At 53.0% G+C, this 23,359-nt stretch carries 19 protein-coding genes; 14 read left to right on the forward strand and 5 right to left on the reverse strand.

Annotation, left to right across the window (positions count from 1 at the left end):
* Nucleotides 1-87: 87 nt before the first annotated feature.
* The 4 genes from VMT71_12405 to VMT71_12420 all read right to left on the reverse strand — a co-directional run bounded on the left by VMT71_12405 (nucleotide 88) and on the right by VMT71_12420 (nucleotide 3,549).
* Entirely contained in the window at nucleotides 88-429 is a 342-nt protein-coding gene (locus VMT71_12405; GenBank protein HVN24767.1) for a hypothetical protein, read from the reverse strand.
* A gap of 36 nt (nucleotides 430-465) precedes the next feature.
* Nucleotides 466-1,974, reverse strand: a complete 1,509-nt coding sequence (locus tag VMT71_12410; GenBank protein ID HVN24768.1) for a B12-binding domain-containing radical SAM protein — start codon at nucleotides 1,972-1,974, stop codon at nucleotides 466-468.
* Nucleotides 1,975-2,284: 310 nt separating this feature from the next.
* Nucleotides 2,285-2,953: a hypothetical protein gene (locus VMT71_12415; protein HVN24769.1), complete on the reverse strand. Its 669-nt coding sequence runs from the start codon at nucleotides 2,951-2,953 to the stop codon at nucleotides 2,285-2,287.
* A complete protein-coding gene (locus tag VMT71_12420) occupies nucleotides 2,950-3,549 on the reverse strand; it encodes a hypothetical protein (GenBank protein HVN24770.1) in 600 nt (199 codons plus the stop codon). Before VMT71_12420 ends, VMT71_12415 begins: the two co-directional genes overlap by 4 nt.
* Before the next feature lie 385 nt (nucleotides 3,550-3,934).
* On the opposite strand from VMT71_12420, the gene VMT71_12425 reads away from it, so the two are divergent.
* Together VMT71_12425 and selB are read left to right on the forward strand one after the other, a co-directional pair.
* Nucleotides 3,935-4,630 carry an FKBP-type peptidyl-prolyl cis-trans isomerase gene (locus tag VMT71_12425; GenBank protein HVN24771.1) on the forward strand — a complete coding sequence of 232 codons (696 nt, stop codon included), beginning with the start codon at nucleotides 3,935-3,937 and terminating at the stop codon, nucleotides 4,628-4,630.
* Between the two features lie 123 nt (nucleotides 4,631-4,753).
* Nucleotides 4,754-6,652 carry a selenocysteine-specific translation elongation factor gene (gene selB / locus VMT71_12430; protein HVN24772.1) on the forward strand — a complete coding sequence of 633 codons (1,899 nt, stop codon included), beginning with the start codon at nucleotides 4,754-4,756 and terminating at the stop codon, nucleotides 6,650-6,652.
* 366 nt (nucleotides 6,653-7,018) lie between these two features.
* Here selB and VMT71_12435 read toward each other — a convergent pair whose 3' ends face one another.
* On the reverse strand, nucleotides 7,019-8,206 hold the full coding sequence (locus tag VMT71_12435; protein ID HVN24773.1) for an HD domain-containing protein: 1,188 nt from the start codon (nucleotides 8,204-8,206) through the stop codon (nucleotides 7,019-7,021).
* Nucleotides 8,207-8,315: 109 nt separating this feature from the next.
* On the opposite strand from VMT71_12435, the gene VMT71_12440 reads away from it, so the two are divergent.
* From VMT71_12440 to VMT71_12495, 12 genes are all read left to right on the forward strand, one after another.
* Nucleotides 8,316-9,497: an MFS transporter gene (locus VMT71_12440; protein ID HVN24774.1), complete on the forward strand. Its 1,182-nt coding sequence runs from the start codon at nucleotides 8,316-8,318 to the stop codon at nucleotides 9,495-9,497.
* Nucleotides 9,498-9,758: 261 nt separating this feature from the next.
* On the forward strand, nucleotides 9,759-10,601 hold the full coding sequence (locus tag VMT71_12445; GenBank protein HVN24775.1) for an IclR family transcriptional regulator: 843 nt from the start codon (nucleotides 9,759-9,761) through the stop codon (nucleotides 10,599-10,601).
* Nucleotides 10,598-12,304, forward strand: coding sequence for an FAD-binding protein (locus tag VMT71_12450; GenBank protein ID HVN24776.1), 1,707 nt, complete (start codon nucleotides 10,598-10,600; stop codon nucleotides 12,302-12,304). The genes VMT71_12445 and VMT71_12450 overlap by 4 nt, the downstream gene beginning before the upstream one ends.
* A gap of 25 nt (nucleotides 12,305-12,329) precedes the next feature.
* Nucleotides 12,330-12,995: a 2Fe-2S iron-sulfur cluster-binding protein gene (locus VMT71_12455; protein HVN24777.1), complete on the forward strand. Its 666-nt coding sequence runs from the start codon at nucleotides 12,330-12,332 to the stop codon at nucleotides 12,993-12,995.
* Between the two features lie 144 nt (nucleotides 12,996-13,139).
* A complete protein-coding gene (locus VMT71_12460; GenBank protein HVN24778.1) occupies nucleotides 13,140-14,309 on the forward strand; it encodes a mandelate racemase/muconate lactonizing enzyme family protein in 1,170 nt (389 codons plus the stop codon).
* A gap of 79 nt (nucleotides 14,310-14,388) precedes the next feature.
* Entirely contained in the window at nucleotides 14,389-15,516 is a 1,128-nt protein-coding gene (locus VMT71_12465; GenBank protein HVN24779.1) for a Xaa-Pro peptidase family protein, read from the forward strand.
* A 58-nt stretch (nucleotides 15,517-15,574) separates the two neighbouring features.
* A complete protein-coding gene (locus tag VMT71_12470) occupies nucleotides 15,575-16,537 on the forward strand; it encodes a tripartite tricarboxylate transporter substrate binding protein (protein ID HVN24780.1) in 963 nt (320 codons plus the stop codon).
* A gap of 50 nt (nucleotides 16,538-16,587) precedes the next feature.
* Complete coding sequence (locus VMT71_12475) at nucleotides 16,588-17,760, forward strand: mandelate racemase/muconate lactonizing enzyme family protein (protein ID HVN24781.1); 1,173 nt, start codon at nucleotides 16,588-16,590, stop codon at nucleotides 17,758-17,760.
* A gap of 64 nt (nucleotides 17,761-17,824) precedes the next feature.
* Nucleotides 17,825-18,799: a TAXI family TRAP transporter solute-binding subunit gene (locus VMT71_12480; protein HVN24782.1), complete on the forward strand. Its 975-nt coding sequence runs from the start codon at nucleotides 17,825-17,827 to the stop codon at nucleotides 18,797-18,799.
* 46 nt (nucleotides 18,800-18,845) lie between these two features.
* The gene (locus VMT71_12485; GenBank protein ID HVN24783.1) at nucleotides 18,846-20,783 is read left to right on the forward strand and encodes a TRAP transporter permease; all 1,938 of its coding nucleotides are present in this window, start codon (nucleotides 18,846-18,848) and stop codon (nucleotides 20,781-20,783) included.
* Between the two features lie 34 nt (nucleotides 20,784-20,817).
* A complete protein-coding gene (locus tag VMT71_12490) occupies nucleotides 20,818-21,933 on the forward strand; it encodes a M24 family metallopeptidase (GenBank protein HVN24784.1) in 1,116 nt (371 codons plus the stop codon).
* Nucleotides 21,934-22,249: 316 nt separating this feature from the next.
* Nucleotides 22,250-23,248 carry a tripartite tricarboxylate transporter substrate binding protein gene (locus tag VMT71_12495; protein HVN24785.1) on the forward strand — a complete coding sequence of 333 codons (999 nt, stop codon included), beginning with the start codon at nucleotides 22,250-22,252 and terminating at the stop codon, nucleotides 23,246-23,248.
* Nucleotides 23,249-23,359 lie beyond the last annotated feature (111 nt).

Raw genomic sequence — 23,359 nt, forward strand, 5'->3', positions numbered from 1 at the left:
CGAGGAGCTTGCCGGAGGCGTACTCTAGTACGTCGAGGAAAAGCGACGCAGCGACAACGAAAGTATACGCTTGAATCCGAACTGGTATCACTTTTCGAGAGGTTTGACTGCAAAGTTCAGCACAACAGCCTGCACAATATCAAAGAGGATTTCGTCCGAAGAGTCTACGTTCTGCCTTTGGAAATAGGAGGCCGCGGCGGAACGGATGTCGTTGAAGACCTTGAGACAATCCTGCTTCCAGAATGACCTGTCCTCAGCCATGTTTCTCACGGCATCTATGGTCCACTGAGCCGCTTCGGTGTGGGCGGGCGTGACAAACCCATCCATCACATCGCACAATTGGTTGGCAATCTGGCCGGCAGAATACTCTTTGGCATAGTAGTCCACGAGTGCTTTGAATGTGCGGTGTTTTGAGGGATCGCTCAGCATAGCATTGCTCCTCTCAGGGGCTGTGGGGGACCTGCATCAATTCAGGAAGCCGATATTGTCACAACTGACTTTCCTGAAATGAAAACCGCAGATCGCCAGGCCGATAGCAAGGGGCATGAGACGGGGACGTCTGAAGAGTGACCAGATGAGAAGTTTCCAGTACTGATAGCGCTCCTTTTCGGCTATCCCGAGGACAAATACAGATCTCACGAAAGCGACGACGTGACTCAGACGAAAATGGAACAGCTTCTCCTGAGAGGGCGCGTAGTCAGCAAGGAATCCCCTGATGCGCGCATAATAGCATTTCGGAGAATAGATCGTATCGAGGATCTTCTGGTATCCATTGACAAGCAGTTCACGGTTCATCTTAGGAACGAAATTCATCGAGAGATCCATATGATCGCCTGAAATATCATGAAGCAGACGACCCTCCTTCACAAGTCTGTCGTACAACTTTGTCCCGCGCGGCGCATTGAGCAAGCCCACCATTGCAGTGACGATGCCGCTCTCCTGGATGAACTTGGTGAGCCGGTCAAAAATCGATGGCGGATCATTGTCGAAGCCGAGAATAAACCCTGCCTGCACCTGCAACCCCGATTTCTGTATGGTTTTTACGCATGCCATGAGATTGCGGTTCTTGTTCTGGAACTTATTGCACTCGGCGAGACTGGCTTCGTGTGGCGTTTCTATACCGACAAAGACGGTGTCAAACCCTGCGCGCACCATGAGCCGCATCAGCTGCTGGTCATCCGCGAGATTGATCGAGGCTTCCGTTGCAAACGCAAAGGGATAGCCCTTTTCTTTCATCCACGCGCACATGGCAGGCAGTACATCCTTCTTCAGCTTTGCTTTGTTCCCGATAAAGTTGTCATCAACAAAAAAGACGCTCCCCCTCCAGCCGGTCTCGTAGAGACGATCTAATTCCGCGATAATCTGATCCGTACCTTTGGTTCTCGGTTTCTGACCATACAGCACCGTAATGTTACAGAACTCACAGTTGAAGGGGCAGCCGCGAGAATACTGCACGTTCATGGAAGCATAGTTCTTGAGGTTGACCAGCTCCCAGCGCGGTATCGGCGTCTTTTCGATGTCAGCCCAGTCGCCCGATGTGTAGGTGCGCCGGGGTGAGCCTTTTTCAAGGTCTTCCAGGAACAATGGAAGGGTTATCTCGGCCTCATTGAGGACGAGGTGATCGACGTCGGGAAAATCCTCAGGCATTGCCGTAAAGAGAGGCCCGCCCGCAACAGTCTTAACTCCAAGGGCCTTACACCGGGAGATGACCTGCTGAACCGACTCTTTCTGAATACACATTGCGCTGATAAAGACATAATCTGCCCAGCGCAGGTCTTTGTCCTCCAGGAGTCTTGTCTGCATATCGATAAGTCTTGTTTCCCAGTTGCGCGGGAGCAAACCTGCTACCGTGAGTAAGCCGAGCGGCGGTGAGCTGGCCTTTTTTGAGATGAACCTCAGCGCGTATTTGTACGACCAGAATGTGTCGGGATGCTCTGGATAAACCAGCAAAACTTTCTTGCCTGTCATTGCCATGCTCTGTCGTCCTCCAGCAAAACCGGTTTTCAGGCTGTTGTTATAAACCGTGCAGCCCGGAAAGTCCATTATCTTAACCAATGAGAGAGGAAACCAGAAGACGGGGCATTGGACTCGTCGGCTTCGAATAAGTATAGCAGCCTTCAGTCCCTATTTGCACCCTTTTTTTTAAGGCAGGCGGTGACATGCAAAAAATAACGTTCTTCTTGCTGCTGACATTCTGCTTGGTGATGGAAAGATGGAGCAAAGGCGGGAATGGCGCCTCTGCTCCTCATTGTCAATCTACACCGGCAAAACGCCGGCTCTGTTATCAAGGAGAAGATGATGGAGCATACGGACCGGGTTGAGCCGGCGGCGGTGGACTAGGAGCGGGACCTGTGCCTGCCTGCACCTGTACCTTATGTTCGGGTACCCATTTACCATTTACGTATTGACCGGGAACGACTACCCATGTACCCCCTTGAGACTGACTGTGATATTCCGTTGGCGGTGGCGGTGGGGGTGCTGCGTAGGTTCGTCTCGCGGGTGCAGAACCGGGAATCTGATTACCCTTGGCATACATGCATTGCTGATACGCAATATCGTATCGCCTCTGGAGTTGGTACTCAGAGTTCGCGCCGGCGTTACTGCCCATGGCGGTTCCGCCGAGGAGACCCGCTCCACCGCCGATGGCAGCGCCAGCACCCGCGGCGGCCGAGTTGCCTCCTGTGGCGGCGCCAATGGCTAACCCCATCGCAGCCCCGACAGCTGTTCCCACTATTGCTCCTGTGGCCGTATTCTTGTTAGCGGTTTCGCTGGGTGATGCTCCGCCGATGGACTGCTGGGCCCACTGGCGGCACACGGCGTCATCCGCCATGAATACCTCGAAGGGTTTTCCCGGACCCGGAAGCACTGCGACGGTCGGACCTGTGGGCATGGTAGCGCATCCTGAGAGCATTGCGAGAGAACAGATAAGCAGCAAACCTCGTTTCCAGTTCATCGTGTTGTATCCTCCTTTCCCGATTGTGGAGGCGGTGTAGGGATCACTTGCTGCCATCCACCCGGGCAACTGCCGACGTAAGGGTAATAACCTTGAGGGTTCTGACAGTAGTACCAATAGGTCGGCTGTGGTTCGCTCGGGGCGGGAAGTTGATTATCCGGATACGCCGAGTACGGATAGGCGTAAGGATAAGAGTACGGATAGGAATAGTAGGGATAGCCGTAGTAGGGGTAACCCCATCCCCACCAGGGATAGCCGTACCAGCCATAGTATCCCCACCACGGTCCGCCGCCATACCAGCCATAATAACCCCAGGGGCGGTAGCCATACCATCCGTAAGGGCGATAATAGCCGCCATACCAGCCATACCCCCGGTACCCGTAGTGGCCGCCGCCGTAATAGCCTCCGTGGTAGGCTCCCCCGTAATAGGCGCCTCCACGATACGAACCACCGGAATATCCCCCGTGGTATCCGCCTCCGGAATAGCCACCGGCATGACCTCCCCCGCCGTGTCCACCACCGGCAGCGTTAGCCACTCCTGAAAAAAGCAGAATCGACAAAAAAATCGCCGATAAAACACAAGCATTAAGCTTCATCTGGTTATCGTTCCTTCTCTTCAAAGGATAAACCCCAGGGATGTGCATGTCAACAGCACTATCCCGCAAGAAAACCCTTGATACCCATCGACAACCATCAGCACAAACCATGCCAGATGCACTGCCCTGGTTGCAGGTGAGTTCTGTCTGTCATTCTCTTAAATTTCGCCTGTTTGGGACATGAGCAGCCGATGCGGGAGTCGCACGGATTCCGGCTGTAGCGACATTACTGTCGAACAAGTATTTATCATTTCGACATTTATGGCATGGTGTGGCGAGAAGCGCTCACATCGTTGTGGTAACTTCTGCTTTTATGGCCATTGTTTTTCAGCCGCGTCGGCGTTAGAGTATGACGAAAATAGAAATGGCAAAAGGAGGTTCCCTCATGAAATTGTGCACAGGTGCCCTCGTAGTTATGACGACCCTGCTGCTGGCCGGGATTGCCTGCGGCGCTGACGAGCAAATGCTGAGGACGGAAAAGGAAAAGACGAGCTATGCGATAGGCGCGCAGACAGGCGCCGATATGCGCCATTTCGGCGTGGATGTTGATCCCGACCTTGTGGCGAGGGGCTTCCGGGATGCCTATTCAGGCAGGCAGCTTCTTCTCAACGACCAGCAGATGTCGGAAACAATCGGCAATATCAGCAGAACGATCTCTGCAAGGGGCAACGAGATGATGAAGCAGGATGCGGAGAAGAACAAAAAAGAAGGTGAGGCGTTTCTCGCCCAGAACATGCGGAAGGAAGGAGTGAAAACCTTGTCTGACGGTTTGCAATACAAGGTGCTCAGGGAGGGCACTGGTGCCGCCCCCAGAGTGACGGATACTGCTACGGTGAATTATCGTGGTACCTTTATCGATGGCACCGAGTTTGACAGCTCGTATCGCAGAGGACAACCATTTACGTTCCAGGTGAATAAGATGATAAAGGGATGGGTTGAGGCTTTGCCAATGATGAGGGTCGGCTCAAAATGGCAGCTCTTCATACCGCCCCAGCTTGCTTACGGCGAACAGGGAGCGCCCCCGGCGATAGGTCCAAACGCCACACTCATTTACGAAGTGGAGCTGCTTTCAATCAAATAGAAGGCTGGACAGCTAGTCGGCTAGCAAGCCAAGAAGCTAGTCAGCTAGTCAGCTTTCAGGCTTGCCAGCCTGTGAACCCCTTAGCTTGCTAGCTTGCCGGCTAACCAGTATACTATATCCTCCATGAAGCAGATTGTTATCGGCACCGCAGGCCACATAGACCACGGGAAAACAGCGCTGGTCAAAGCACTCACCGGCATTGACTGTGACAGGCTCAAAGAAGAAAAAGAACGGGGCATAACCATCGAACTCGGGTTTGCCCACTACCGTTTCGGGGATGATCTCCTCGCAGGCATTGTCGATGTCCCAGGGCACGAGCGCTTTGTCAAGCACATGGTAGCGGGCGCGTGGGGTATCGACATGGTACTCTTTGTAGTCGCGGCCGATGAATCGGTGATGCCGCAGACGAGGGAGCATCTCGATATCTGTGAACTGCTGGGCATCAAGAGAGGCATTGTCGCCATCACCAAAAAAGACCTCGTGGAGCCTGACATGGTGGAGCTGGTCAAGGAGGAGATAACCGATCTCGTCAAAGGTCGATTTCTCGAAGGCGCGCCGATCGTAGCTGTTTCATCGACCACGGGTGAAAACATCGACCTCCTCAAAGAACAGATCCGAAAAGTAGCTGATGAAATCCAGGAGCGCTCCAAAGCCGGCATCTTCAGATTGCCTGTTGACCGGGTCTTTACGATCAAGGGTTTCGGCACCATCATCACCGGCACCTGTATATCCGGCCAGGTGCATGTGGGTGAGGAGGTAGAAATCTACCCGACGGGAAGAAGGGCGAGAATAAGAAACCTGCAGGCCTACCATGAAGATGCGAGCGAGGCATCTGCCGGGCAGCGGGTGGCGCTTAACTTACAGGGGGTGGAGAAGCAGGAGATTGAGCGGGGAACGCTCATCGGCAGGCCGGAAAGCCTGATGCTGACCAGTCGCATTGACGCAACATTCCGCTATCTCAAGCTCCCGTTCAAAGGTATAAAGAACGGGAGCATTCTTCGTTTCCATGTCGCGACGACACAAGTGGAAGCCCGGCTTATCCTTCTCGACCGAAAGAGTATAGAGCCCGGAGAGGAGGTATTCGCGCAGTTCATATTCATGGAACCGGTAGTTTTGCTGCCAGGAGACCGATTCATCCTGCGGGGATCGTATAGCGTGCAGACGCTCGGCGGAGGCACTGTTCTTGACATCATGCCCAGGAGACACGCTAGAAAGACAGGCGAGCTTGAAAGGACTCACGCTCTGCTCCGCGAAAGCAGTCTCGTCGAACGGGGCGAGTACCATATTCTGAAGGGAGCTTACGAAGGTATACGCAAAGAGACACTGGCCGTGCTGCTGGGGACCGAGGAAAAGGCCATTGAAAAAGCGATTGCCGAATTGGCCCAGAACCGGAAGGCAAGCCTGATCGGTAGAACGCTCGTCCACTCGACGTATTTCTCAGATTACAAAACCAGGCTGCAAGCTCTCCTTGCGGACTTTTACGCGAAGAACCCTCTCAAGGTCGGCATCTCAAAAGAAGAACTTCGGACCAGGCTGCCCAAGGTTGAATCTCACGTATTCCAGGTTGCCCTTGAGGAGCTCAGCAAAGCGGGTCAGCTGGAGCTGGAGAAGGACAAGGTGCTCTTGAAGGGGGTAACCCGGACGGCTGACAAGTCAGTCCAACAGGGAGAGGAACAGATCCTGAAAAAACTTCAGAGGTCTGGGCTGACTCCTCCGATCTTGGGCGAATTGGCAGCCGATCTGAATCTGAAGGAATCCAATCTTCGCGACATGCTCGGAAAACTTGCGCACGAAGGCAAAGTGGCAAGGATCAAGGGTGACATGTACTTTGATGCGGACGTGATTGAATCGCTGAAAAAGAAGGTAATTGATCATCTGGAGAAGCACAAGGAGATGATGCCTTCTGATTTCAAGAATATGACGGGTGTTTCCAGAAAGTATATGATTCCGCTGCTTGAGTACTTTGACGAAACAAGGCTGACGATACGCAGCGGCGATAAACGCCTGCTCCGCACCGCGTAATTTCGGGTTGAATTTCGCGCCTATCTTCGTTGCCCTTCGCCGGCATCTCGCTCGACGTACTCCAGTACGCCTTCGCTCGTGTCAGCTCGGAGCGCCTCGATATCCATCGAAATTCAACCCGAAATTAGCAGTCAGACCTTATTAATCTCATTTATTATGACGGGCAGTCTCTAGCTTTATGACACAGCGCCAATTCTGACCATACTAATTCACCTCGCGAGAGTGTTGCGCTCCGCGCAGCGGATCGGGGTTGACCGGCTGTGGCGTTATGTCACACAGGCGGTCAAGAGATAAACTATCCGCAGTTATCATCAGTTGCCTTTATCCGCTCTTATCTGTGGCGAAAATGATTCTGAGTTTTTGGTGCTAATCGAAGTCGGAATAGATCTCGCCGAAGCGGAGGCCGGCGATGGTTTTACCCAGGTAGTCCTGTCTTAATCCAGTTTTTGTCTTTTCGAAATCCTGAGCCTTTACCCCATTGACGAGCGCCAGGTATGCTTCACAAAAGGCGGCGAGATGGTCAACTGCCTGGACCAGTTCGCCGTCGCGAGGGTTGTACCGGTCCTCGTTGTATCGGGCACTTATCTCGTCACTCGTTGTCTCCTGCAGTCTGTTTTCAAGTGTCACCACGCTCTTGAATTCGATCTCGGTGAACATCCTCATCTCTCTGTGCCACTCTTCCTGTATCAGACTGTAGACCTCTTCTTCCATGCGTTCCTTCTCGTATTCTTTGATGAGGCTGTCCAGTCCGCCGACCGATTTCTTTACCGGGTGGACAATGTCGCGCGTCAGCACCTCAGGGAGGTCATGAAAGAGCCCCGTGAAGTAGTTGTTGTAGCACCGCTGGGGGCATGCCTTGATTTCGAGCGAGAGAAGATATGACAGTATAGCGACGATGAGCATATGGCCCAGCACGGAGGTTTCAGGCACTCTCCGGAGATGGCTCCACCTGAGCTGGAAACGCAGCTGTCCGCACAGATCCGCAAAATTCTGGAGCCTCGTATAAAGGGCAAGCTGCTGGGATCCCTTGAGGTCATAATACTTTTCCTGCTTGCCCTCGAGCGATTTGCGGATCCCCTCGATCTCATACCCGCGCGGGTTTGCCCGCTCGATAATGTCGAACTCCCATTTTGTGGCATAAAAGTGAGCGGCGCTCAAAATCCTCTTATTCACGTTTTCGTGAGCATCTGCAAAGTAGGATTGAAATCTCGCGCAGATGTCCTCTCCCAGCGGCAGCATGATGGGGGCAAGCTGCTCGAAGACCCACCTGTTTAACTGTTCGTACTTGCTCTGATCTTCCCGGATGCGGTGAAAGATCTGGGGCTTGAGATCTGTCACGATGATGCGCTGCAGAAATTCGAAGAGGCCCCCTTCAATGATCTCTATCCAGTTGAACTCCGGGTTATCTTCTTCAAACTTGCCGAGGATAAAGGAAATGACCATCTTATGGGCCTGTTTATCCAGTTCACGCAATTCCACGGGGCGGATCTTGTCATTCCAGCGCTGCATGCTGGCTGCATCGTGGATCTTGAGAATCAGGGCCTTTCTGATCATAGTGCAGTTTCTCCTTGATCACTTCTTTCGGAGCGCGTTATTATCAAGCTGCCTTTTCAATCATAGCAGTGCCCGCGCAAAAGAACAACACAGGAGAAGAAGTAGAAGAATGCAGGACGAACCGCTGATGGCAGGAGAGGAAGAAAGGAAGACCCATTTCCGCAATGTCATATTCATTTCCTTTTCACAGTTTGGAACAGCGGTGGGCTTCAATTTCGTTTACGTGTTCCTGCCCTTCTATGTCTCGGCAATAAGCCCTTACTCCACAAGGGACACGCTGCTGTGGCTGGGAGCCATCATGGGTTCTACGGGCCTCTGTCTGGCGTTTACGGCTCCGGGCTGGGGCTCTCTCAGCCATAAGTTCAGCCCGAAGTGGCTCTATCTCGCCGGCGTGCTTCCTCAAGGCGTGTTGATGTTGCTGATGGGTTTCTTTCCGAACCTGCACGTTCTGTTGATCCTCAGGATCCTGCAGGGAGGCTTCGGAGGAGTTTCTACCGCAGGTCTCATTATTGTTTCAATTTCATCATCCCCGAAGAACAGAGCCTTTCATTTCGGGGTGTTCCAGTCCTCGCTCACGCTGGGCCAGCTTCTTGGTCCGCCTGCCGGGAGCTTCGCAGTGGGGTTGTTCGGGTATCAATGGGCGTTTGTGAGTGCCTCATTAATGTTATTTGCAGCCTCGCTATTTTGCTACTTTTTTGTGACGAGTCTGAAGCCATTGCCCGCAGAGATGAAATCCTCAATGCGGTCCTCGCTCGATAGCCGCACCATGACGGGCTGGGCCTTGTGCCTGGTGGCAACCATCCACCTCGTCTACTTGCCTACTGTTTTCCCGCTCATTTTTCAGAAATTCGGATTGGATAAAACCACCGGGCTCAAAATGGCGGGTCTGGTGGTCATGCTGTATACGTGCACGTCGATGATAGGTACCTACCTGTGGAGCTTCCTGTCCCGTCGTACGGGCGCAAGAAAAATGATCAACTTCTTGCTCGTGTGCGGAGTCGCACTTCCTCTTGTCCTCATAGTTGTACAAGAGATAAGGTCATTCACCCTTGTTGTCATGCTGGAGTTGGGTATGGTCGCCGCGATTATTCCACTCACCATATCCGTATTTGCAGCCGAGCCGAAAGGCAATGTCATTGGTTTTATCAACGCGGCCAGGTTTGTGGGCATGGCAGTGGGGCCCTTTCTGGCTACATCACTCCTTGCCTTTGCAAACACATCGACGCTCTATCTTTCCGTGAGCGGCATCACCCTTGCGATATATCTGGCATCCAGGGCTTTCTTAAAGTAACGATATCAGCCTGCATTCAGCTCTTTTCGGCCCGTTGTGGTGCCGTTTCGTTGGCTTGGTTGGCTTGCTCGCAAATTTTTTCTTGACAAAGACATCTCCGTACAATAAAAAAGTGGGTAATGTCATATACTGAACATCGTTCCAAATATGGAATGAAATATCGATCCGGTTTCTCCATTGACCAACATTCTGCATATCGCGCTATGGAAAGGTGATGGTGCATAATTGAAGTTCAGGTTAAGCAAGAAGGAATCCAATGAAATGAAGAAGATCTATCGCAGAGAGGGCGGCAGGAATCCTACAGCCAGGAGCGGATCTGGTACGGAACGAATGCAGGCCAATTCTCTCGTGAGAGGCTTGCTTGTCCTGGAATGTTTCAGTCCCCATAAGGATAACTTCACCCTGGCCGAACTCTCAAGGCTCATCGAGATTCCAAAATCGAGTCTTCACAGGGTAGTGAAGACTCTCTCACAGATGAACTATCTCAGGTATGAAGAGCAGTCCAAACGCTACTATCTCGGGACGCGGGTACTCTCGCTCGGCTTTTCGGTACTGCAGAGCATGGAGCTGCGCGAGATTGCGAGACCCTGCCTTGAAAAGCTTTCGAGAGAATGCAACAAGACCGTGAACCTGGCCGTCTTCGACAGGAACGAGATGGTGTATGTGGAAAGGGTCAGGGTTCCCGGCATCAGGGTTTACAATGTCGGCGTCGGCAACAGGATTCCGCTGTGGAGCACAGCGGTGGGGAGAGCCGTCCTGGCTCACCTTGATCAACAAAAACTGGGGGACGTCCTCAAAGAACTTAAAGCCTCCCCTGAGTTCAACGGTGATAGAGAAAGTCTGAAGAAGATAATTGATAGTGTGAGGAGGGATGGTTTCGCCACAAGCGATCAGGAACATCAGCGGGGGATTATCGCCATAGCAGTGCCGGTTTTCTCTTCCACGGGAGTGGTTTGTGCGGTGAACCTCGTTGGCGAACCCGAGGATGTTTCTATGGAAAACCTGAAAAGAGAGTACGCGCCCAAGTTGATGAAAGTGGGGAAGGAGTTGTCGCTCGCGTTGGGGTACCGCGAAGAGAGTGACTATTCCGCCAAAATATCGTGAGCAGCAGAAGGACATTTACGACACACAGTGCGGACGTGGTCATTCTGGGAGGCGGTGGTGCTGCAGCGCTGGCAGCATTGGCGGCCCGGGAATCGGGTGCGACCGTCGCCTTGATTACCAAGGAGTCCTCTTTAGTCGGTGGCGCAACCATTATGTCGGCAGGTGGAACGAGCGCTCCCTACACTGAGAAGGATAGTCCTGATACATTTCTCGCAGATATCCTGAAGACAGGCGGGGGTCTGAACAATCCACGGCTCGTGCGAATAGTCGCTGATGGAGGTGTGCCCGCAGTACTGAATCTAGAGAAGTACGGGTATCTTCTGGATCGAAAAGATGCGAACACCCTGCGCACGATCAAGCAGGGGGAGGGTCACGCATATCCGCGAGGAATGCTCGACAGGCGTGAAGCACTCGGCTTCTGCCACGCGCTGGGAAGAGCGCTCATGAGAAATGATATCCGGCTCTTCACCGAAATGATTGTTGCAAGGCTGCTGGTTAAAGATGGCCGGGTTGTCGGAGCGCTCGCATTCAGCCTTGTCACCGGCGACTACGTCGCATTCAGCGCAAAATCGGTGATCCTCGCCACAGGGGGTTTAGGTGCTCTCTATAAGCTCACTACTAACTCTGCAATATTGACAGGCGACGGTTACGCAATGGCATTTGATGTGGGGGCTGAGCTTATCGATATGGAGATGGTGCAGTTTTTTCCGATCAATTTTCCCTACCCGCCCACAAGAAAAGGGAAGATGCTCGCCGTGTGCTCGCACTTCGGTTCCGGGGTCAAACTCTACAATGGGCTGGGCGAGAGATACATGGCGAACTACGATCCGGAGAGGCTGGAGTTTACAACGAGGGATATAGCTGCTCGCGCAAATTTCATGGAAATTAAGCAGGGTCGGGGCACAAAGAATGGTGCAATCATCGTCGATCCTCGAGATCATGACCCGAATATTTTGCAGAGATTTAAAACGTCCGTTCCGCACATTTACGCGATGTTTAGAGAAGTATACGGGGAGAAAGTGGCCGAATGGCAGGAACCGTTCGAGGCGATTCCGAGCCAGCATTTTTTCATGGGCGGCGTCAGGATAGACGAAGAGTGCAAGACAACTATTCCAGGCCTCTTTGCCGTCGGCGAAGTCTCGGGCGGCATGCACGGTGCGAACCGCCTCAGCGGTACTGCCTTAACGGAAATATTTGTCTTTGGTCCGCTTGTCGGAAAAATAGCGGCTCTCGACGCCAGAGGCGGAGACCTGATACCGTTTGATCGCCCGGATGTTGAGCGGGAGATCGACCGATTGGAAGAAGGGGTTGCTCACGGCAGAGGCAGTGCCAGGCCGTTTGAATTGAAGGATGCAATTCAGTCACTGGTCTGGGATAAGCTCGGTCCGGTACGGGAAGAGGCGGAGATGAAAGAGGCTGTTGCTCAGCTGGAGAGCATCCGGAGAACTGCATCCGAACAGATGGCGGTCAGAGATCAAAGCCGCACGTATAACCGGGACAGAATGGAGGCCATCGAAGTTCCTTTCATGATAGCGACCGCGCTTCTTATGGTGCGCTCCGCACTGCTGCGCGAGGAGAGTCGCGGAGGGCATTATCGTTCGGATTTTCCGCTGCAGGATGACAATAAGTGGTTGAGAAATGTGGTGGTCATGAAGGGCAGAAGCGGCGATGCAGTTGTTGAAGCCAGAGAAAGAGTAAGATAGCGCGGGAGGAAGGAAAACTGACGGGATGAACGTGAAGTGCGATATATACCGGTTCGATCCTGAATCCGGTGCAAAGGAAAGATACGAGACCTACTTACTCGAAGCGGAACCCCTGGAGACAGTGCTGGATATACTGATACGGATATATCGCAATTCTCAGCCGTCTTTGAGTTTCAGGTTCGCGTGCGGAGTCGTAAAGTGCGGTGAATGCGCAGTCACCGTCAATGGGATACCCTGCCTTGCGTGTGATAAGAAGATAGAACCGGAAATGAAGATCGACCCCTTGCCGCAGCTTCCTGTGATCAAAGACCTTGTCATTGACCGGCGAAAGGCATTCGAGCAGATATTCAAGATTCTGCCGGAACTTGCGCGAAAGTTGGATACAAGCCGGCGATGGCAATCGGTCACGCCTGAGACTGCTGATCGCTATGTCCAGCTTACACGCTGCTTCGAATGTCTGATGTGCCAGTCTGCGTGCCCTGTATTCGGCATGATGCCGGAGAAATTTGCAGGACCTTTGGGGATGCTCTGGCTTGCACAGATGTCGCTCGATCCCAAGAGCCAGGCTGCCGTGGAGCCCTACGCCGGGCCCGCTCTGGAAATGTGCACGAGGTGCGGCGCCTGTTCCGATGTGTGCCCGTGCTCGGAAAAGATACTGGATCTGGCAATTGAGACGTTGGAGAAACGATAAGAACAAAATTTTATCGCAGATGAACGCGGATAACAGCAATGAGAGACGTTCGCCGATGAATATACCTGTGCCCAGCATTGTGATAAAGCGTCAATGCTGTTCACATCCCATCGCTTCGCCACTACCCCAGAAAGGAGATAAGAGATGAAAATCAGTCGAGTCGAGATAATCCCGGTAGACATTCCTTACAAGATACCCTTCCGCGTTTCCTACGGAGCGGTAACATCAGGCAGTCAGATCATCTTCAGGATAATGACAGACGAGGGAATCGACGGTGTCGGGAGCGCCATCGGCATGGGTAAGATCGGCCTGACTCGCGAAAGCGCGATGGCACAGATGAAAAGCATCGCCTCAGGTTTTCTACTGGGGCAAGATCCGCTCAACACAGAAGCCATCCTCAGCCGACTGGACGTTTTGCTCCCCGGCGGCTGGAGAGTAAAGGCGCACATAGATTATGCGCTCTACGATCTCAAGGGCAAGATATTGAACGTTCCCGTTTACCAATTGCTCGGCGGCCTCAGCCGCGAGAAGATACCTCTCGAGATAATTCTGATGATGGACGAACCCGAGGTCCAGGCCAGGATGGCGACCGAGTTTCTCGCTGCCGGATTTCACAGCATCAAAATGCACGTGGGCGGCGACCTGAAACTCGCAGTGAAGAGATTCAAGGCTGTTCGCGAGGCTGTCGGGCCCGACGTCCAGATTGCAGTGGATATGGCCAGCCTGAGAGGAACCGTGTGCCACTATAATGCCCACGACGCCCTGCGTGTGATTGAGGCTCTGGACGAGTACGATCTTCACTACGCGGAGCAGCCGGTGACAACGCCAGACATAGCCGGCTTCAAGTACATAAAGAGCCACACGAAAGTTCCCCTTGCGGCTGATGCGAGTGCGGAGTCCGTCGGCGATGCCTATGACATGATTAAAGAGGATGGAGCCGATATCTTCCATACACTCATGGGAAGGATTGGAGGCATCAGGAAATCCGTTATCTACACGAACCTCGTCGATGCTGCGGCCCTTGATTATGCAGTCTGCGTCTTGGGTAACGGCATTGAGCATGCAGCAGGTGCTCACTTTGCTGTATCGCGCGTGAAGAGAGAGAAAATCCTGGATGAGCTCAGTCTGATCTTTTATCTTTACGGAGGGACTGAAACAAAGGATATCACCACAGACGTCACCAAAGAAATAAGCGGCAAGGTCGAGAAGGGCTATTTGTATCCGCCGAAAGGGCCGGGCTTGGGCGTTGAACTCAACCATGAGATGCTCAAGCGGTACGCACCGTCTGACGTGCACACGATCGTGGTGGAGTAGATCGGTCAGGAGTAAGCAGTCAGCAGTGTGAAGATAAAATCGTGTGAATGGAAACATAATTGCGTGAAGTGAGGGAGAAATGACACTTGACCTGACAGAACGAGACAGGCGGTACGCGCTTGTCAGAGAAAAGATGGCGGCCGAGGGATTGGACGCCCTCGTCGTGATCTGCGATTCTCAGATCAATCAGAAAGGGTTTGTAAAGTACTTCACCAACTACAGGAGCATTCTCTATAACCTTGTAGTGATTTTCCCGATCAAGGGTGAGCCGAGGCTTTTGGTGCCGAGCCCGGTGCAGAAGTATTGGGCAGGTCTCCTTTCCTGGATCAGTCACATTGAAAATCAGGTGCCGGGGCTTAATGAGACGCTGGCCAGCCAGCTCAACGACATGGGTTTGTCAAAGGCACGCTTCGGGCTTATCAATGACCGGATCATGCCGGCCAACACCTATCTTTTCCTGACAAGGAATTTTCCCGAAGCTTCGTTTGTTGACGCAAGTTCGATTGTCGAAGAGCTGAGAATGATCAAGTCTGCAGGTGAACAGGAATTGGTTAAGAAGGCCGCGGCGCTTGCCGACCTTTCATTCGAGGTCATGGCGCGAATCCTTAAAACCGGGATGACCGAGAGGCAGGTTGTGGCGGAGATCGATCGTGAGCTCGCGATCGGTGGCGCTGAAGATATTTTCCATCTATTCTCCTCGAAACCGGGAAACCTCTTCCCTTACGCGCCATCTGAACGGCCAATCGAGAAAGGGGACGTGATCATTCTCAATACCGAGCTTTCCGGCCCGGGTGGGTACTGGGTGCAAATGGTCAGGATGTCTTTTGTCGGAGGCAAGCCCGGCGATGAGGTTGAGCGGATGTACGACATTCTGATAAGGATTGCCGCCGAAACACCGTCACAGCTACGTCCGGGGCGAAAGGTCTCTGATGTTGCAACATGGGTGCGCAACGAAATAATCAATGCTGGCTACGACCAGGGTGTGCACTTCGGCCACTGCCTTGGATTGGACGTGGTGGAGCGTCCGATGGTTCACGTCGCGGATGAAACAGTGCTGCAACCGGGCATGGTTATCACCGTTCATCCACAACTGGTCTCGAAGAACAAGACAGCCACGGTGTGGCTCGCTGACACCTTCCTTGTAACGGAAAGGGATGCGCAGGTGCTAACCAGTGTCCATCCGTTAAAGGTGCAGACAGTAGGATAATAACCGACAAGACGAGGTGTGTATGAGGACGACGAACAGGCTAAGAGTTTGGCTGTTAATGGGTGTGTGTCTGACGCTTATCATCTCTCTGTCTCCCGGCAGCGTCCGTGCTGAATACCCTGAAAGGCCCGTCAATATGTACGTGAGTTACGCGGTCGGCGGGTCCCTCGACATGAGTACACGGGCAATCTGCGCTGCGGCAGAGAAGGTCCTGGGAAAGCCGATCGTGGTGGAAAACAAGCCGGGTGGCGGGGGAACCGTGGCGCTTGCGTTGCTCGCCAACATGAAGCCGGACGGTTATACGTTAGCATCCGCAACCGACAGCGGTATAGTGCGTGCTCCTCAGCTCCAGAAGGTCACCTATAAACCGCTCAAAGACTTCACGCCGCTTGTAGCCTACGCGCAAGTCGTCAACCCTATTATCGTTCGTGAGGATGCGCCGTGGAAAAATTTAAAAGAGCTGATCGAGTACGCACGAAACAACCCGAATAAGATCAAGTACAGTTCTGGCGGGGTGGGGACCGGTATGCACCACGCCATGGTGCTGCTGGAAGTGAAGACCGGGATAAAGTGGATTCATGTCCCGTACAAGGGTAACGCGGATGCCGTCACAGCACTTCTTGGGAACCACGTGCAAGTCGCATCCGTTGGACCTGAAGCCTATCCCTTTGTCCGGGCAGGGAAGGTAAGAATATTGGCGATCGCCGAGGCAAAGCGCCACCCTCTCTATCCTGACATTCCTACCCTCAGAGACCTGGGCTACGACTTTGTGAACGACGCTTTTTTCACAGTGATGGGGCCTGCAGGCCTTTCTGTTGACGTACAGAACAAAGTGGAAAGTGCGTTCATCAAGGCTGCGGAAAGCAAAGAAGTTAAGACCGTGATCGATAAGCTAGACCTGGTTCCGGTACTTTATGTTGGAAAAGAGTACGACACGCACCTGAAGAACTACTGGTCCAGGATGGAAAAAAGCCTTAAAGAGACAGGCCTCATCAAGGAGTCCGCGACCAGCCCGTATTGACCGCATGAAAGATATTCATACACGGCAAACCTTAGAGGAGGTAGCATTCCATGAAGATTACAGGCGTTGAGCTTATTCCGCTCACCATGTATTTCAAGTCGGTCATCGAAGAATCGTTCGGTACCGTTGGGAAAAGAGAAGATGACGTGGTCGTCAGAATACATACGGACGAGGGTATTACGGGTCTGGGCGAGGGCCCGACCCTGGGCCCTTTTTACAGCGGTGAGAGCCAGGAGACGGTGATGGGTATCATTGCCCATCATCTTTTCCCTAAAGTGCTCGAAGGCAAAGACCCGTTTGACATCGACCCAATCCACTTTCAGATGGAGAAGGTCGTCTACCGAAACACAGTTGCCAAGGCTGCCATTGATTGGGCCCTTCACGACATCATGGGTAAAGCTCTCAACGTCCCGCTCTACAAGTTGCTGGGGGGCAAGTTTACCGACGAGATACCTTTGCGCGGCAGCGTCGGCATAGACACACCGCAAAAGATGGCCGAGAATGCAAAGAGAATCACCGATGAGGGCTTCAAAGCCATCAAAATGAAGGTGGGATTAGAGCCTATTATGGATGTGGACCGCGTAAAGGCGATTCGTGCTGTGGTGCCGGCGGACATCATCATCAACATAGATGTTAATGGCGCATATGCACCCAAGGACGCCATCTGGATGCTCCAGCATGTCTCCGAGTATGTTCCTATCACCGTAGAACAGCCGGTTCGCAGGGACGACCTCGAGGGGCTGGCACTGGTAAAGAAATGCGTCAATGTGCCTATCGGCGCGTGCGAATCGGCACTGACTCTGCCGGAGGTTTCCAGGGTCATACAACAGGGGGCCGCTGATTTCTTCAACTTCAAAATCGACCGGTCCGGAGGGTTTTACCCCGGCAAGATAGCAGTCAAGATGATTGAGGCTGCAGGCCTCTTCGTGATAGCCTCGGAACAGCTCGGTTTTGGCATAGAGGTAGCAGGACAGGCGCATTTCGGCGTGTCGACGCAGGGAATGAAATGGCCGGGCGGTTATGCGGCCGGCCTTATCGGAATGGCAGGCAAGTTGGACACTGTCGGTTTTGAGGGCGACATCGTAGACAAGACGCCGGTTGTCAAGAACGGAAAGCTGCGGGTGCCGGAGGGCCCGGGCCTGGGTGTTCAACTGGTCGAGGAGAAGTGGAGGCGCTATCTGACGCCGGGAAAAGAAATCATTAAACTCGGACGCATTTCCTAGACCAATGGCAATCCAGCTGCGATGGCCGCAGCTGGTAGTAGCACAAATGAAAAGGGGGTGCAGTATGAAGCGTATTTTGTCAGCAGGTCTCCTGATAACTATTGGCGTTCTCTTCGGCCTTGCAAACAGCGATGTCTGCGCCAAGGAACTTATTCCGATCGTTACGCCGGGTGCAGGGGGAACCGCGTACATCATGGGGGCGGGGATAAGCACCATAGCCCGCAAGTACGTCCCCGAGACTGATTACGTGGTACAGGCGGAATCGGGTGTCACGACCATGCTCAGACGTATTCATGATTACTACAAGAAGAATCAATCGGCGTTCACCGTCTGCGATGGAAACGGCGTCTGGAGCGCGTACAATGGCGTTGGCCTTTTTGCAGGCAAGGAAAAATATACGGAGCTCAGGGGCGTTTCCTTTATCCACAACATCGAACTCTATTTCGTTGTCAGGAAGAACTCCGGGATCCGCTGGTATGCAGATGCGAAGGGAAAGCGGATTGCCGTGGGACCGCCCGGCTCCAGCGTAGCCGCTTCCGGTCTTCTGCTCTTCGGTGCCCATGGCCTGACAGAAAAAGATTACAAGGTGGTATATCTCAGCTACAATGAGGTGGTGGAAGGCATCAAAGACAATAGCATCGATGGGGGCATTCTCGCTGGTTCGTCTCCCGTAGCATCCTACAATGAACTGGCACTGACGCAGGACGTCACGATTATACCTATCAACCCTGAAGCAGCGAAAAGCATAACGGAGAAATATCGCTACTTCTTTCCAGTTAGCGTCAAGAAGGGAACATACAAGGGTGTAGATCAAGACGTGCCGGTGATCGGATTCAGCTCGATTCTGGCCACTCACGAAAAGACAAATCCGGACCTGGTGTACAAAGTCGTCAAAGCAATTTACGAGCATAAGAATGAACTCGTGGCGATTCACAAAGTGGCGGAGAATCTTAACCTGAAAAACGCGATGGATGGAATCGGGGTGCCCATGCACGAGGGAGCCAAGAAATATTATAAGGAAGTCGGCGCAATGAAGTAACGGCACTTGCTCGTGTTCGGAGGCTGAGTCCAGTGGAAGGGGTAGTATGGAGAACTTGAAGATAAGCACCTTAGCTCACTACGTGAGGACCAATCCACGAAGGGCGCTCATCTTTATTTTCGGAGCGGCTATGGGCTTCTTTCATCTCTACACCTCGGGGTGGCGTCCCCTCCCTGCCATTCAGCAACGAGTGGTTCACCTGAGTTTTGCGCTTATTCTCATGTTCCTCATCTTTCCTATCAAAGCACCGCCCGGTAAACCTGAGGGCACGGCCGTCGAAAACCGGCCGCTCAATGTCATTGATATGTTCTGTGTAGTGCTGAGTGCTGGTGTTGGTCTCTACGTGCTTGTAGAGTACAGTTCCATTATTTTTCGGTTGGCAGATCCGACTATCCTTGATACGGTGGTAGGTTTCGTCGCGATCGTTTTGGTCCTGGAGGCCACCAGGCGAACCATAGGCTGGTCGATTGTTATTATCTGCTTCGTTGGCTTTGCCTATCTGGCGTTCGGTACGTATCTTCCCTCTTTTCTGGCGCACATGGGATTCAGTTTCGAGCAGGTGATCAACTTCATGCTCTTCAGTACTGAGGGCGTCCTGGGAACGCCGATCGGTGTTTCAGCCACTATCATCGTGGTCTTTATTATCTTCGGCACGTTCCTCCTTATGTCGGGTGCCGGCACCTTTTTTATCGATCTTGGCCTCTCACTTTTCGGCAAATTCCGGGGCGGGCCTGCCAAAGCCGCAGTGCTCGGCAGTTGTCTCTTCGGCATGATTACCGGAAGTCAGATTGCCAATGTGACCGCAGTCGGCGTCGTCACGATACCGCTGATGAAGCGAGCGGGCTACCGTCCCGTAGTAGCGGGCTCCATCGAGGCCTTGGCTTCAACGGGCGGTATGCTCGTGCCTCCTGTGATGGGCGCCGTGGCTTTTATCATCCCGGAGATGATCGGCGGTACATACTGGGACGTCTGCAAGGCAGCGTTAGTTCCCGGGCTTCTTTTCTATGTATCAGTTTACATGATTGTGGAACTGCAGGCCGCAAAGTTCGGGTTGCGCGGCTTTCCTAAATCGGAGCTCCCCAGATTCCTGAGCGTACTTGCAGGACGCGGCTACATGCTCATTCCGATCGTTGTCCTTGTTTACTGCATTGCCGGGGCAGGCGTTTCTACTCCAAAGGCCGGTTTCTGGGCCATTGTCACGTGTCTCGCCACGAGCATGTTCAGGAAAGAAACAAGGATGAACTGGAAAAAAATTATAGCCGCTGTTGAGCGTGGGGCAAAGGGCTGCCTGATTGTCGCAATATGCTGTGCTTCAGCCGGTATCATCACCGGTGCCATCGCCATGGCGGGCTTAGGCCTACGTTTCTCGGACGCAATGATCATCATGGCGGGCGGCAACATGCTTATACTGCTCGTGCTTACCATGCTCGCATCATTGGTGCTGGGTCTTCCGTTATCACCCGTTACGTGCTACCTGATTCTGGCAGTGCTTGCGGCACCCGCTCTGGTGAAAGCCGGCGTGAACCCTATGGCCGCTCATCTCTTCGTCTTCTTCTTCGGTGTTCTTGGAAACATCAGCCCTCCAGTGGCACCTACCTCATTTGCGGCAGCAGCAGTGGCAGAAACGGATCCGGTGAAGACAACGAATCTGGCTTTCCTCTACTCGCTGCCCTCCTGGCTCGTTCCCTACGTGTACGTCTATGCAAACGAATTGCTTTTGATGGGGTCCTTGCCCGTTATCGTGCTGCGCATTGTTAGCGCGTTTGTTGGTCTGAGTTGTATGGCGGCTACCTTCCACGGATATTTATTTCGCAACATCGGTTGGGTGGAGCGGGTGCTCTTCCTAATTGGAGGCTTCGCGCTCATCTATCCTAAGTACTGGTCTCTTATCGGCGGATCGGCGCTGCTTGCTATTCTGGTAGTGCTCCAGCTCGTCTCAATCCGTTCCGAGCGCAAAAGCGACGGAGCCAGAATGGCTCTTTAACAACCTGTCGTTATTGAATAGAAGGAGGGCGGTAATGTACCTGTCGCAGAAGGAAAAGGCAAGGCGCTATAAGCTTATCCGCCAAATGATGCGAGCAAACAACCTTTCCGGCCTGTTGGTTTTTTCCAATGCACAGGTTAACCAGCAAGGATTCGTCCGCTTCTTTACTGATCTCCCTATTCCTATTTTTTCGCATGCACTGCTCTTCACGCCCGCTGCGGAGCCTTTCTACTACACTCCCAGCCCGCTGCAGACCTATTGGGCGAAAAAGGAGTCGTGGATTCCGGAAGAGCGGATACTGCTGTCGAAAGAACCTGGCCGGGAGATGGGTAATGTCATCGCGTCCACGGGAAAAAAGAATGCACGTTGGGGAGTCGTCAATTACGAGCTGATGCCTGCAAGGGATTATGTGACATTGCGCAACGCGTGTCCCGGCATAGAGTTGATTGACGTTACGCAACCCATGGAAGATCTGCGGGGTCCGAAGAGCAAAGAAGAACTCAGGCTGGTGCGTGCTTCAGCCAAAATCGCTCAGCTCTCACCGCAAGTCGTGGCGCGTGAGATGAAGAAAGGAATTACTGAGGAGGCACTGGTTGCAAAAGTGGAAGAAACACTTCGTGAGCACGGCGCGGAGCGGACGTTTTACCTGATATCGTCAAGCCCTGGCGGCTTCTTTCCGTATGTTCCGAGCAGGCATCGTCTGGATGGGAGAACACCGGTACTTTTCTCGTCGGAAGTCTCAGGCCCCGGCGGTTACTGGACGCAGATGGTAAGGACTCTCTTCTGGCAGAAACCGAAGGGTGTCCTGATGGATATGTACAAAACGCTCATGGAGGTCAAGGAGGCAGCTCACACGAGGTTACGGCCGGGGAGAAAGATATCGGAAGTGGCAGAGGAGATACGTGCGATCATCCATGCAAGGGGTTTCGAGTTCGGTGTCCATTTCGGTCACGCTCTTGGTCTGGACGTGGTGGAGGAACCGCTCGTCAATACTGCCAACAACCGCACAGTCAGGGTCGGGCAGGTGATAGTAATTCATCCGCATCTGGTTCATCGGCAGAAAGCGCTTTCTATCTGGACGGGCGACACATACCTGGTCGAAGAGAGAAGAGTGGTAAACCTCACACCGTATGAGCCGAATCAGTTTTGATCGGGAGGGAATAGCGAGTAATACATGGATGTTCTGCCTCGCGGAGAAAGTGGTATTGTCAAAAGTCTTATGAAAACTAGAACCTGCCGGAACACTATTTCCTTCGCTGCTCCGCTCCGGGCGGTTGACCCACTGAAGCCTCGCAATCACTCAATCTGCACGCCCACCCGGAGGGTGCCCGTTCGTGCAGATTGTCATGCGGAACGTTCTTGCTCGCCTAGTGGGTACCCCAATCCGTCCTTGAAGTCGCGACTCAGGAAAAGTTCTTCCGGCAGGGAGGATTTTGACAATACAGAGAAAGTCTTAAGGAGGAATTATGAAGAATAAGAATTTGCGTGTTTTGGTCTTTGTGTGTGGATGCGCGATACTGTTCTTGCTTTGCACCTTTTCGGCAAAAGTGAATGCCGAGTATCCGGAACGGCCCATAGCAGTGATGGTGACCTATGCCGCGGGCGGCTCCATGGACATGAGCACTCGTGCAATCTGCGCTGCAGCAGAGAAGATTCTCGGAAAGCCGATGATTGTCGAGAACAAGCCCGGCGGCGGCGGCACTGTTGCGCTGGCCTTGCTCGCCAACGCGAAACCCGACGGGTATACGTTGTGCGGTGCGACGGACAGCGGCATCATTCGCGTGCCCCAACTGCAGAAGATGACGTATAAACCTCTCAAGGACTTCACACCTATCATTGCGTATGCGCAGCCGCTCAATACGATAGTGGTGAGGAAAGATGCGCCCTGGAAAACTATGAAGGAACTACTCGAGTACGCAAAGAAGAATCCCAATAAAATTAAGTACAGTTCAGGAGGCGTTGGTACCGGCATGCACCATGCCATGGCGTACCTGGAGCTTCAGGATGGAATTAAATGGATCCATGTGCCGTACAAGGGGAACGCCGACGCCCTGACAGCGCTTATGGGGGGACATGTGGATGTTGCGTCAGTAGGACCCGAATCTTACCCGTTCGCGCGAAGCGGAGAAGTCAGGATTCTCGCAATTGCGGAGTCGCGGAGAAATCCCAAGTTCCCCGACATCCCTACGCTCAAGGAACTGGGGTATGACTTTGCGAATGATGCTTTTTTCAGCATCCTCGGGCCTGCCGGTTTGCCCCCTGATATAGAGAAGAAGCTGGAGAACGCCTTTGTCAAGGCGTCGGAGAGCAAGGAAGTCAGGGTGATAATCGATAAGCTCGATTTGCTCCCGATTCTCTATGTTGGCAAGGATTATGACAAACATCTGAAGAGCTACTGGCCCCGTATGGAAAAGAGTTTAAAGGATACGGGACTGATGAAGGAATCGGCGACGCAACCGTATTAAGGACAGGCGCAAGGAACAAGGTTCAAGGATCCAGGCGAAGGACGAGGGACGCGAAGAGCACGAACAACAAAAATTAAAACGGAGTGAGAGGCACTTGAACAAGTATCCTTA

The organism is Syntrophorhabdales bacterium, assembly GCA_035541455.1.
Taxonomy (GTDB): domain Bacteria; phylum Desulfobacterota; class Syntrophorhabdia; order Syntrophorhabdales; family WCHB1-27; genus JADGQN01.

Bases quoted from the DNA above. Each gene is read 5' to 3' on its own strand.
- VMT71_12440 (HVN24774.1), top strand. From the start codon at position 8,316: ATGCAGGACGAACCGCTGATGGCAGGAGAGGAAGAAAGGAAGACCCAT.
- VMT71_12475 (HVN24781.1), top strand. From the start codon at position 16,588: ATGAAGATTACAGGCGTTGAGCTTATTCCGCTCACCATGTATTTCAAG.
- VMT71_12480 (HVN24782.1), top strand. From the start codon at position 17,825: ATGAAGCGTATTTTGTCAGCAGGTCTCCTGATAACTATTGGCGTTCTC.
- VMT71_12485 (HVN24783.1), top strand. From the start codon at position 18,846: ATGGAGAACTTGAAGATAAGCACCTTAGCTCACTACGTGAGGACCAAT.
- VMT71_12460 (HVN24778.1), top strand. From the start codon at position 13,140: ATGAAAATCAGTCGAGTCGAGATAATCCCGGTAGACATTCCTTACAAG.
- VMT71_12470 (HVN24780.1), top strand. From the start codon at position 15,575: ATGGGTGTGTGTCTGACGCTTATCATCTCTCTGTCTCCCGGCAGCGTC.
- VMT71_12495 (HVN24785.1), top strand. From the start codon at position 22,250: ATGAAGAATAAGAATTTGCGTGTTTTGGTCTTTGTGTGTGGATGCGCG.
- VMT71_12490 (HVN24784.1), top strand. From the start codon at position 20,818: ATGTACCTGTCGCAGAAGGAAAAGGCAAGGCGCTATAAGCTTATCCGC.
- VMT71_12465 (HVN24779.1), top strand. From the start codon at position 14,389: ATGACACTTGACCTGACAGAACGAGACAGGCGGTACGCGCTTGTCAGA.
- VMT71_12405 (HVN24767.1), bottom strand. From the start codon at position 429: ATGCTGAGCGATCCCTCAAAACACCGCACATTCAAAGCACTCGTGGAC.
- VMT71_12420 (HVN24770.1), bottom strand. From the start codon at position 3,549: ATGAAGCTTAATGCTTGTGTTTTATCGGCGATTTTTTTGTCGATTCTG.
- VMT71_12410 (HVN24768.1), bottom strand. From the start codon at position 1,974: ATGGCAATGACAGGCAAGAAAGTTTTGCTGGTTTATCCAGAGCATCCC.
- selB (HVN24772.1), top strand. From the start codon at position 4,754: ATGAAGCAGATTGTTATCGGCACCGCAGGCCACATAGACCACGGGAAA.
- VMT71_12415 (HVN24769.1), bottom strand. From the start codon at position 2,953: ATGAACTGGAAACGAGGTTTGCTGCTTATCTGTTCTCTCGCAATGCTC.
- VMT71_12425 (HVN24771.1), top strand. From the start codon at position 3,935: ATGAAATTGTGCACAGGTGCCCTCGTAGTTATGACGACCCTGCTGCTG.
- VMT71_12435 (HVN24773.1), bottom strand. From the start codon at position 8,206: ATGATCAGAAAGGCCCTGATTCTCAAGATCCACGATGCAGCCAGCATG.
- VMT71_12445 (HVN24775.1), top strand. From the start codon at position 9,759: ATGAAGAAGATCTATCGCAGAGAGGGCGGCAGGAATCCTACAGCCAGG.
- VMT71_12455 (HVN24777.1), top strand. From the start codon at position 12,330: ATGAACGTGAAGTGCGATATATACCGGTTCGATCCTGAATCCGGTGCA.